Annotated in this window: 10 protein-coding genes and 1 pseudogene; 2 read left to right on the plus strand and 9 right to left on the minus strand. The window is 45.5% G+C overall.

The genetic code is table 11. The features are described from left to right. Positions 1–844: site-specific integrase (locus FFT88_RS24725; protein WP_135405934.1), on the plus strand; the 844-nt coding region annotated here is incomplete at its 5' end. 123 nt (positions 845–967) lie between these two features. On the opposite strand, the gene FFT88_RS24730 is transcribed toward FFT88_RS24725, so the two are convergent. The 6 genes from FFT88_RS24730 to tia form a co-directional block, all read right to left on the minus strand. After that, positions 968–2,614: a sulfatase-like hydrolase/transferase gene (locus FFT88_RS24730; RefSeq protein WP_135405935.1), complete on the minus strand. Its 1,647-nt coding sequence runs from the start codon at positions 2,612–2,614 to the stop codon at positions 968–970. A gap of 65 nt (positions 2,615–2,679) precedes the next feature. Continuing rightward, a complete protein-coding gene (locus tag FFT88_RS24740) occupies positions 2,680–2,877 on the minus strand; it encodes a hypothetical protein (RefSeq protein ID WP_001238004.1) in 198 nt (65 codons plus the stop codon). 402 nt (positions 2,878–3,279) lie between these two features. Then, on the minus strand, positions 3,280–4,851 hold the full coding sequence (locus tag FFT88_RS24750; protein WP_001601292.1) for a hypothetical protein: 1,572 nt from the start codon (positions 4,849–4,851) through the stop codon (positions 3,280–3,282). Between the two features lie 46 nt (positions 4,852–4,897). Beyond that, positions 4,898–5,977, minus strand: coding sequence for a chemotaxis protein (locus tag FFT88_RS24755; protein WP_135405936.1), 1,080 nt, complete (start codon positions 5,975–5,977; stop codon positions 4,898–4,900). A gap of 48 nt (positions 5,978–6,025) precedes the next feature. Next, positions 6,026–6,922: a WYL domain-containing protein gene (locus FFT88_RS24760; RefSeq protein WP_135405937.1), complete on the minus strand. Its 897-nt coding sequence runs from the start codon at positions 6,920–6,922 to the stop codon at positions 6,026–6,028. A gap of 417 nt (positions 6,923–7,339) precedes the next feature. Beyond that, positions 7,340–8,086: an invasion outer membrane protein Tia gene (tia, locus tag FFT88_RS24765; protein WP_135405938.1), complete on the minus strand. Its 747-nt coding sequence runs from the start codon at positions 8,084–8,086 to the stop codon at positions 7,340–7,342. Between the two features lie 322 nt (positions 8,087–8,408). Here tia and FFT88_RS24770 point away from each other — a divergent pair. Next, a pseudogene (locus FFT88_RS24770) lies at positions 8,409–8,871 on the plus strand (H-NS family nucleoid-associated regulatory protein). 514 nt (positions 8,872–9,385) lie between these two features. Here the strand turns inward: FFT88_RS24770 and cas2e are convergent. From cas2e to cas6e, 3 genes are all read right to left on the minus strand, one after another. Then, positions 9,386–9,676: a type I-E CRISPR-associated endoribonuclease Cas2e gene (gene cas2e / locus FFT88_RS24775; RefSeq protein WP_096998171.1), complete on the minus strand. Its 291-nt coding sequence runs from the start codon at positions 9,674–9,676 to the stop codon at positions 9,386–9,388. Continuing rightward, positions 9,673–10,596, minus strand: a complete 924-nt coding sequence (gene cas1e, locus FFT88_RS24780) for a type I-E CRISPR-associated endonuclease Cas1e (RefSeq protein WP_135405939.1) — start codon at positions 10,594–10,596, stop codon at positions 9,673–9,675. Before cas1e ends, cas2e begins: the two co-directional genes overlap by 4 nt. Continuing rightward, the coding region (cas6e, locus tag FFT88_RS24785; RefSeq protein ID WP_135405940.1) for a type I-E CRISPR-associated protein Cas6/Cse3/CasE at positions 10,593–10,802 on the minus strand (210 nt) is incomplete at its 5' end. The genes cas6e and cas1e, both read right to left, overlap by 4 nt.

Raw genomic sequence — 10,802 nt, forward strand, 5'->3', positions numbered from 1 at the left:
CAGTACCCCGGACCTGCTTATCCCTGTTCGTGCTGCAGAAGCTAAACAAATTTATGAAATCGCCAGTCGTCTGCAGCAAAGAATATCTGCTGTAATGCGTTATGCCGTACAGTCTGGCATCATCAGATATAACCCGGCTCTGGATATGGCTGGTGCATTGACCACGGTAAAACGCCAGCATCGCCCTGCTCTGGATCTTTCACGCCTGCCTGAACTTCTGTCGCGTATTGACGGTTATAAAGGCCAGCCTGTCACCCGACTGGCAGTTATGCTGAATTTACTGGTTTTTATTCGTTCCAGTGAACTCAGATATGCCCGCTGGTCTGAAATTGATATTGACAATGCCATGTGGACTATTCCAGCCGAACGCGAACCTCTGCCGGGCGTAAAATACTCACACCGGGGCTCCAAGATGCGAACACCACATCTTGTGCCACTCAGCCAACAGGCTGTAGCCATACTGACAGAACTTCAGACATGGGCAGGTGAAAATGGTCTGATATTTACGGGTGCACATGACCCGCGTAAACCAATCAGTGAAAATACTGTAAATAAAGCCCTCAGGGTGATGGGGTATGACACAACCCGGGAAGTCTGTGGCCATGGATTCCGGGCGATGGCGTGCAGTGCATTGATTGAATCAGGTTTGTGGTCCCGCGATGCTGTGGAACGTCAGATGAGCCATCAGGAGCGTAATGGTGTACGTGCTGCGTATATCCATAAAGCAGAACATCTGGAAGAACGGCGACTGATGCTACAGTGGTGGGCAGATTTTCTGGATGCGAACAGAGAACAATGTATCAGCCCGTTTGAATATGCAAAGATTAACAATCCATTAAAATAGTAATCATCCCGGGCTGCCAGCCCGGGAATTATTTTATGAATATTTTTCTTTGTGAGTAACCGGAAAAAAGATAGCGAAATAAATTACTTTAATGAATTACTCCAGGGTTTCATTAAAGTTCTTTCATAATACTTTGTAGTCAAACACGTTATGACTGGCATCAAAAACCACGGATTTCCCCTGCCAGCGGGTAATCACCTCCTCCGGCGTTTTCGGTTGAGCCGGTCTGGTTACGCCCATCCATGCATTAATCAGATAATCATTATACGCAGTGGAAAAAACGCTGTTCACCGTCTGGCGATCGACATGCTCTCCCAGTGTCGGGCTGTACCAGATAAACATCGGAACATGATAAGCCTGCTGACTGGGTTTTATTCCACCATGAAAATAGGCATGTTCTTTTGTCGGGTCATACTCCAGACCGTGATCTGAAAAATACATGACTGATGCCCGACGCGTTTCCAGCATGGCGAAAATCTGTCCCAACAAACTGTCGGTATAATGAATGGAATTATCGTAGCAGACTTCTTCTGTATCCAGCGGTTTAAACACGGCTTTATCTCTGGGCCAGTTACTGCAGACTGGCTCATGACTGCCCGTCAAATGCAGAACAATCAGTTTCCTGCTCCCCGGATTACTGTTCAGTGCTTCAGCCAGGTGTGGGAGAAGTAACTCATCATAGCCTCTGACATAAATTCTGTTTCTGGCCCGCATGGCGATACTGGCCACAGCCGTTCCGTTCTGCCGGAAAGCGGACTGCGAACTGAGCCACCAGGTATCGAACCCCGCCTGATTCGCCATGTTGATAATGTTATCAGGGTAATTACGGATATCATGATGCAGTACACTATCGGCAGATAACGCCAGAGGAACAGCCAGCGCAGTGTAAGGTGCGCCACTGATTGCCTGAGTGAACAGTTTCAGTCGTGATTTCTGTTTCTGAAGCTCTGGTGTGGTTGGGCGCGAATACCCGTAAATGGACATGTTGTCAGTCCTTGCATATTCACCGATGATCAGTACAAATTCATCAATATTATTGTCTGTAATCATCAGCTCGTAGTGAGGTATGGTATCAGCAATCGTCATTAATCTCTGATGCTCCTTTACGGCCAGTGCAAAATAGTTCAGATTAAAGAAAGGGGTATATGTGGCAAACCGGGAAGCGACTATGTAAGGATCAACTTCGTTTATTTGATACTGTTTTTTCAACGCAAACTGAAAGGAAGAATATAACGTTACTGTAATTAACGATAAAAATGTAATTACTGTGGCCTTTCCCGAAGGCAATGAGGACGTTTTATTTATTGCTGAACAGAAGAACAATAAAAAGAGGATAATAAACGCAATAACATAGACGACATACATCCTGAACATTCTTATTGCTTCATCAGGATCTGTCTGTAGGATACTGATTGCAAAACCATCATTGAATGTGGTGCCAAATGTACACCATGAATACAGGCTGATACTGATATCTGCCGCAGTCAGTAATGTGAACGGAAAGGCCAGAATAAAACGCAGCGTAAGCGATTTCATCGCCTTAATAATAAGAAGCACCAGGATAAATAATAATATCCGGTAAATCAGATGCGCTCCTGAGGATACAAGGAGATTAGAAAGGGTAAAGACAACCACTGATAACACGAGGCGCTTATCATTGCTAATCCGTGGCCAGTGTATGAATGGAAGATTAATTTTCATAATAATTGAGTAAAAGCGATATTTCTGTCCGGCGCCGCTCGCTGAACATGCCGTGACAGGTAAATACATTTTTCTGAATAATCATAAAACAGGTATCATCCGCCGCCACAAATGTAACGGCGTAAACAGGAACGTCATGATGTTTTCTTTCGTGACAGAAGAGAACCGCACATACCACCCGCAATCATTATCATCAGGAATAACATCCCCAGGCCAACGATTACTCTTAATGCCGGATGAACCCGATCGGCGAGAAAAAATAACTCCATCCCGAAACCAATAACAAGCCAGGCCAGCGCCATTCCGACGAGCCCTTTTAACAGCAATCTCACGATCTTCTCCTTCTGCGTTCTTAACGAAAATGCCTTACAATAACAGCAGCCGGAGAAAGCAACGCTGGCTGCTGAACGGAATGACATTTTACTGTTTTATGTTCTCTCAGTTTCTATCCTGACGCCGCCATTAATGGCATTACAGTTTATTCAGAATAAGGCAGGCGGCCTGGTTTAATGCAATAAACTCCTGCCAGCTGTACTGAGACTGATAATTCAGTAAATACTGGTCTTCAACCCGGCAAATCTGTGGGCGTTTATCATAAATTGCACACAAATGAGAATCAGTCTGATAGTGACGGCAAATACCGTCACCACGATCCAGACATTGCGTTTCACCCGCCCTGTTGACATGACGACAACAGGCCCCACACTGGTTACAGGGAAATGGAGGGTGTAATTTCATCGCTTATTTAACCAGTCACGAACAGAAGCCACATTTCCTGACTCAAACGGCAACGCAATCCCTCGTCGGCTGACTTCTTCTCTCAGCAGAAGTCCGCGCTCTATCTCACTGTTTACGCTATCCAGATGAAGTGAAAAATGATTTAACGCGGCAGCATCAACAGAAAATTCCAGTGCAGTAAGTTCCACAAGATAGCGATCAAGTTCAGCATTGACTGCCTGAAAGTATTCCAGTGACCGCCGGAACTTATCCTTAAATTTGTCCAGAAATGCCCATACCCGCTGCATAACCTCGCTATATTCGAGATAATAATTCATCACCAGCCCGAGAATACCTGTCGTCAGCGCACCACAAAAGGCAGCAAGCTCTGAACCAAATGGAAAAATAAGGATCTGCGCCATCGCCTCATTTATCATCACCCCACCGGCAACAGCCACACCTGCTGCTATCAGTTTAGTGACCGCTTTGGCTAACTGCCCCGGCGATAATCCCTCCGGGTTAAATACCAGGACTTTAAAGGCCTGAACGAGGTTGTTCCACATTTCCCTGATAAGCCGGACAATCATTCTTTCCGTCGTCAGGAATATATTTAACAGCGTTGTGGTAATACCTGACAGTATCCCTCCGATGACACCATCTTTAAAGGCAATTAAAAAAGAACTGAATTTTTCCTGTACTCGTTCCTGGCAGGCACGTAATGCTGACGTTATTTCGGACAGGCATTTGCCGGCGCAGAATGAGTTCCGTTGCTGTCTGATAATATGCGGGATTCGTTCCCTCAGTTCGAACCAGATCTCGGCAAGAATAAGCCCCAGCATCTGTCGCGTCCCCATACGAAAACCGGAATTAAGTGAAGCACTGGCGACAGCAGTAGCAAACTTACTACTCAGGTAATAGCTCTGATTAATCGTGGCCTCGTATTTTTCCCGGGCATATTTATCAGCCCTTTCCATACGCTCAGTATCTGCATCAGCTTTTTTTCTCAGACTTATCAGACGTTTCTTTTCTTTTTCTGTCAGTGTTGCCTGAGATTCAAGCTCTGCTATCTGCCTTAACGTATCTTCTCTGTTTTTCTGCAGCGTGCAAATAAACGCATCCATTGAGTCTGCTTTCTTTGATTTATTGAGCGACTCATGAGTGAATGCCAGATTTGAAGCGTCATTTGCCAGTTCTGCACCATCCCGTTCAGCAAGAATTCTCCCCGGATCATCATGAATTTCTTTAGCGGAAATAATATGATCCAGATTTTTTTTATCGTCTGAAGCAAACACTTCGCCTGTATATGCATCAGTAAGAGTCCCTGCCTGATGTGCACGCTTTCCTTTCCGGTTCGTCGCGATGTAGTTCTCATGGCTGTGGTAATGATGAGAATCATAGTCGCCACGACCTTCATACCGCTGTCGCTCAGCCTCCGTGGCATAAATGCCATTACGCACATTATGGATAGTGTCAACATCACCACCCTTACGATCATTTAGCAACAGAAAATCCAGCCCGAATGATGTAACCAGGCTCTTCACCATGGTCTGATGTAACTCTTCTGTCCAGTCAAATTTTTCCACATTCATGTTATTTCACTTCTTGTAAAGCCGGGCTTTAACGCCCGGTAAATCATTAACTCCGGGATGAAAAATCATCAAATTTCACAACCGAACTGGCCAGTACATCATCCAGCTCTTCCTTATTAATAACATTCATTCCATTATCATCCTTTTCCATTTCAATAACGTTATCTTTTATCACTGCCTCACCATTTTCCTGTTTCCGCGGTTTAAACAGTGGCGTTGTAATAATATCCGTCATAATAGCGGCCAGTGAATATCCATGGTCAATAAGCACAATGACTTCATCTGATACACTGATATCCTGTTGTTCTGTAATAACAGAATGCATGGATTTAAGCGGCTCAAAATAGTGTTTAATAAATACAGCATGCATTCTGTTCAGTGCAGCGAGAATTTCATCAACGTATTGATTAACTTTTGCAAAATGCTCCCGGGCCAGATTCATTTTCTTAACTGCCCGTTCAACTTTGCAGGCACACTGATGGGCATTTTCAAGAGCTTTCGTCGCATGTCTGTCGTAAGCCCAGCCCGCTATGGCAATCAACGGTGCAGCCACTGCAGTGCCTAATACCATTGCGCCACCAGCCATTCCCATGCCCCCTGCAGCCAGTGAGCCCCCACCAATTGCCGCCATCGTCGCGTTATAAGCCGCGGCACCAGAAAGCGCTGCAATGGGTGTACCTGTAGAAGCCGCAGCAAATGCCATCACTCCGCTATACACAGCAAAACCCGCAGCAGCCCCGGAAACTCCGGCAGCAACGACCGTACTGAGATATTCTGTCGCTGAAATGGCCAGGTTCTGAATCTTATTGATGTTATGTTGCGGGACACTCAGTTTCAGGTCTTTATTGCCCTCTTTTTCCAGACGCGCCAGGAGCTCAGCAGCAATCCTGTCGAACTCACTGAAATCTTTACCAATCTCAAGCTCTTTATTTCCGAGCGTTGTTAATTTTGATGATGTCTGAGCTTCAGACTGCTCAAATTTTCCTTTATGCTCCTCGTAACGCTCTTTTGCTTTTTCGAGCACATCCTCTGCTTCTGACTTTTTTTGATATCCATCGTAAGCTTTTTTTCCGCCGAATGCCGCAGCACCGGCAGCCACACCCAAAATAATGAAAGGTAATGCCATTCTTTTCCTCCTGTACAGATTACTTTATCATCAGTCAACTGAAGTATTTCAGGAAACATTCTCAGCGGTGAGGTATTTTCCTAACATTGTTAACACGGCTTCTTTCAGCCATACTGGTTCAATAATTTCAACATTCGGTAGCCAGTATAAAATCAACGGGATAATTTGATTTTTATGTGCAGCCTTGCATGACAGCGTAATGCCATTGTCATGTTTGTGTAGCAATTGCTGGTAAGGAAGTAAGTCCCGTCGCAAAAAATAATGGGCGATATTACTGTGAATGAACAACACTACATCAAATGTTTTGTCGCTCACCCACGGGTCACATGACTCACTTATCAGTGACTGTATTTCCTCACTCTTTGCAAACTTTTCTTTTTTTATATCCAGCCATTTTATTTTAGCTAATGAAAACGACTTTAACTTGTTCTCTTCAGTAGCCAGCAAATACCATATACTTCTCTGATTAGTTAATTTATAGGGATGAACGATTCTGGTCTTACCGGCATATGCAATCTGGCAAACATTACTGTTGCAGATCGCTTTTTCAAGAACATCAAGATATTTTCTTAAATCATCCCTGATGGTGTGCTCAGGGTTATGAAACTGAACACGAATATGCTTTTCGGTTGCCCTGTTTTCTAATTTCTGCCAGAAACCTTCATCCCGTTCAGGAAAAATCGCATCAGTATCCAGTAACCTGGCCAGAGATTTGTGCAGTGATTCTTTGCTCTGGTTTCCTGCTCTTGCTGAAATAAGCCGGTATTTTCCATCGCCACAGGCTTCAATAAAGGGAGAAAGCATATTCAGATCACGATATGCTGTTCGCTCAGTGATGTTGTATTTTTTCATCAAATTATGGCGACTGACCACGCCATAACTCTGTAATTCAACAAGGATATCAACCAAACGCTCCGCTGAGCGATTTCTCGTTGAGTCAGCCATAAATCACTGCACCTTAGTATTACTCTTGTGTAAGTGAATTATATAAATACCCCTGACATCATTTGTCAGTTCCACAAAACTACGCCCTCCGGTAACAGATTTTTATTTGATTATGTTCAAACTTTAAACCAGATGTCTGGGGCCTCTTTCGTAATGCGGTTTATTGTTTCCGGAAGGGCTGATATAGCCAAAAAACAACATACCCCAACAACAGTCTTTTTTCATTTAACAGGCTGGCAACCATACTGCGCACCACCTGTCCCCTGTAAAAAATCAACGAGAGTAATATTTTACTCTATTTATATTTCATTCATCTGAAATTATTAATTGCCAGAGGGAGAATGTTATCAGGATATCTGTTATTGATTTGTCATACCTGCACTTTACTGTGCCCCAAAGCGCAGGCAGAAATGGCTGTCAGAAGTTATAAGTCACACCAAACATGATGTCGTGACTTTTAACGTCAGCCTCTGATTTATATTTATCCCCTTCTGCATCCCTGTAAGACAGGGAGGATTTACCAGCATCCAGATAGCGATAGCTGAGGTCAAGAGCGATATCCGGAGTTACGTCATAGCGAACACCTGCCCCAATACTCCATGCGAAGTTGTTATCATATCCCGAGTAATGTAACGCAGAAATATCACTTACCTCACCAGATTTATTCCAGGAAGTATCAGTATATGTCGCCTTATGATGTACCCGTGCGTAACCCACCCCAACAGATACCCATGGCGTGAATGCACTGCTGTTTCTGAAATCATAATACGTGTTCATCATCAGGGTATTCACACTGAGCCTGTTCTGTGTGTCTTCCTGACCACCATCCCCCATCGGAGAATGCCATGTATCCAGTGTATAGCGGGAGTCTGCAGCCCCACGGCCATAGAATTCCACTTCCGTGCGCACTGGAACGTTGTAATGTTGATAAAAATCATAGCCCACCGCAAGGCCGGCACCAAATACAGTATCGTTCTTATCGCCGCCCTTATACTTATAAACATCATCCCCAAAGTCCTGGCGGAAGCGTTGGTCAGTCTGATTCACAACTGAAGCACCGGCTTTACCGGTCACATAAAAGCCTGTTTTATTCTCATCAGCCAGAGTCTGGGCCGAAAACATGCCTGCCATTGCAAGCGCTGAAACCGCAATAACCTTTTTCATTCCAATCATCTCCGTTGGTTCTTACCCTACTCGACAAATAGGGTTGCCTATTTTAAAACCATGAAAAAGATAGGGTAAAATGGTTACAACCGATCGATACGATCATATCGATCGGCAAAATCGATCGATATTGATGAGGGTTTTCGTTTCGAATCAACAAAATGGTAATGATGGAGCCAGGACTGAAATGCTGTGTCCAAAAAGCCCGGAAGGAAGGTTTGCATTACAACTGCACCACAGTACAAAATGTCAGACACAGTAAAAAAGACTGGGTAATCAACCCACCAGAGAAAACACGTTTATTGCAAAAGAGGGGGGAATTATGTGCAAACTGACTAAAGAAGAAGAATACAGCATCATCAGTCGAACAATGACGAATATTCGTTCACTACGCATGTATGTACGCGGAGTTTATTTTGAGCAATTACTCGACATGCAGGAAAAGCTCAACGCTGTTATTGAAGACGCCGTGAAGATGCTGAACGAAAAGCGGCTGAACGTAAGGAACTGGAAACTAAATGTCAACAGGTATTTGACTACATCAGTTCTGTGGGGCTTGACCCGGAAGAATGGCAGGGTCCAATTTCTGCTATTGCAGGGACAACGGAAACCAAACGAAAACCCAAAGGCGGTGTGAGAAAAACGAAATATATCTTTGAGGATGAGAACGGCGATACCAAGACGTGGTCTGGTAACGGTAAAATGCCACTTGCTTTACGAAAACAGGTTAATGAAGGTTGCCCCCTGAGACTTTTCTCATTCAAAAGCCCAGTCAACCTGAATAAAGTTTTCATGCAGCGAAGGTAGTCAACTCTAATTATATGTACAATCATTACAGCTCTGTTCCCCCTGCCAGAGCTGTTGCTTACAGAAGGAATGACCTTCTCCGGATGAGCAGCACTTGTCGTCAGGTATTTCCGTTCTAGGCCAGTAACCTCACTCACAAGCTGACAACTATCCTGACACAGGGGGTTATTGGGTGATCTCCTTCCATGAAAATACGCACGCGGGGAACACTGCATTCGTCCGGGAAATGGAAAGGCGTGCGGCGCTTTATCCCCGCTGGCGCGGGGAACACTTCACCACAGCCAAAATAACGAATTTTAATACCGGTTTATCCCCGCTGGCGCGGGGAACACTACCAGTGAGCAACGAGCTGAATTCTACGATGCGGTTTATCCCCGCTGGCGCGGGGAACACACTAAGCATACATATCTGTTTTTAAACAACTTTATTTCACATCAACAATCTACCAACTAAATTCAAACATTTCCTTATTTTTAAAGAACGGATAACTTATTAATTATCAACAGGAAGAAACGAAACCAACCGTAACCCATCCAAATCTACCGGAATACGTCTGTTTTCTCCCCAGGTCTGAAATTCAAAACCCGACTCGGTATTGGTCGCCCAGGCCATCACCACATTTCCGCAACCTGCCAGTTGGGTGATTTGCAGCCAGATCATCTCCCGAATACGTTTGGATGTATCACCGACATAAACGCCAGCACGGACTTCCAGTAGCCAGATAGCGAGCCGTCCACGTAAACGTGGAGGAACATTTTCCGTTACAACTACGATCATACTCATCCGCCGCGTCCTCGATGACCGCTATCACCCAGCGTTTCAGGTTCAGGGATGGCTGGCGGTAGCATATCCGGCGCGGGTCGTGGTGGTTCAATTTCACCTGCGGCAAGCACTTCCTCAATTAACGGAATTAATTTGCCCGTTAACTTTGTGCTACGGAAAATATCGCGACAAGCCAACCTGACTTCTTTATCCGGTTCTGCGGGTTGCCTCGCCGCTATTTCAAATGCCTTTGGCACAACCGAATCAAATTTAATGATATCGGCTATGTCATAAACAAATGAAAGCGGTTTGCCACTATGGATAAATCCAATAGCTGGCGCATATCCCGCGGCTAATACTGCCGCTTCAGAAATACCGTACAGGCATGATGTGGCAGCACTGATGCAGCGATTGACAACATCGCCTTTTTCCCAGTCTTTAGGATCGTATTTGCGACCATTCCATTTCACACCATATTGTTTCGCCAGTAATGCATAGGTTTGGCGAACGCGGGATCCCTCAATTCCCCGTAGCTGCTCCACTGAACGGCGAGCTGGCGGTGGCTCACGAAAACGTAATTCATACATTTTGCGCACCACCTTCAGGCGTAGATCTTCCGTTAAAGCCAGTTTTGCCTGGTAGAGTAACTTATCAGCACGCGCCCCACCGGGTTGTCCGGAAGAGTAGACGCGAACACCCGCTTCACCGACCCAGACCAGCAGTGTTCCCACCGTGGCGGCCAGATGCACCGCCGCGTGGGAAACTCTCGTTCCCGGTTCGAGCATAATGCAGGCGACCGATCCCACCGGAATGTGCGTGCGGATCCCGGTTTTGTCGATCAGCACGAAAGCGCCGTCAAGTACGTCGATTTGACCGTACTGGAGGAAGATCATGGAGGTGCGATCTTTTAATGGGATCGGGCTCAGCGGTACAAACGTCACGCCTCTGCCCCAGGTTCGATCAGCATCAGACCACAACCGAACGCCCGGCTTTTGCCATACCCCTGACTGAGACGTTGCAGAAATAACCCAGGATCGGTGACCGTAAGCATCCCCGTATAATCCACACTACTGAACTGGATCAGTTGCCGGGGGTTTTCCCGCCGGAGTTGTTGTTGTCGGTAGGCATCAACCGAGGTATCCAGTAG

The organism is Escherichia sp. E4930 (assembly GCF_005845405.1).
GTDB lineage: Bacteria > Pseudomonadota > Gammaproteobacteria > Enterobacterales > Enterobacteriaceae > Escherichia.

Excerpts from the sequence above, each read along its gene's own strand:
- tia (WP_135405938.1), bottom strand. The coding sequence starts at position 8,086 with ATGAAAAAGGTTATTGCGGTTTCAGCGCTTGCAATGGCAGGCATGTTT.
- FFT88_RS24760 (WP_135405937.1), bottom strand. The coding sequence starts at position 6,922 with ATGGCTGACTCAACGAGAAATCGCTCAGCGGAGCGTTTGGTTGATATC.
- cas2e (WP_096998171.1), bottom strand. The coding sequence starts at position 9,676 with ATGAGTATGATCGTAGTTGTAACGGAAAATGTTCCTCCACGTTTACGT.
- FFT88_RS24750 (WP_001601292.1), bottom strand. The coding sequence starts at position 4,851 with ATGAATGTGGAAAAATTTGACTGGACAGAAGAGTTACATCAGACCATG.
- FFT88_RS24755 (WP_135405936.1), bottom strand. The coding sequence starts at position 5,977 with ATGGCATTACCTTTCATTATTTTGGGTGTGGCTGCCGGTGCTGCGGCA.
- FFT88_RS24730 (WP_135405935.1), bottom strand. The coding sequence starts at position 2,614 with ATGTATTTACCTGTCACGGCATGTTCAGCGAGCGGCGCCGGACAGAAA.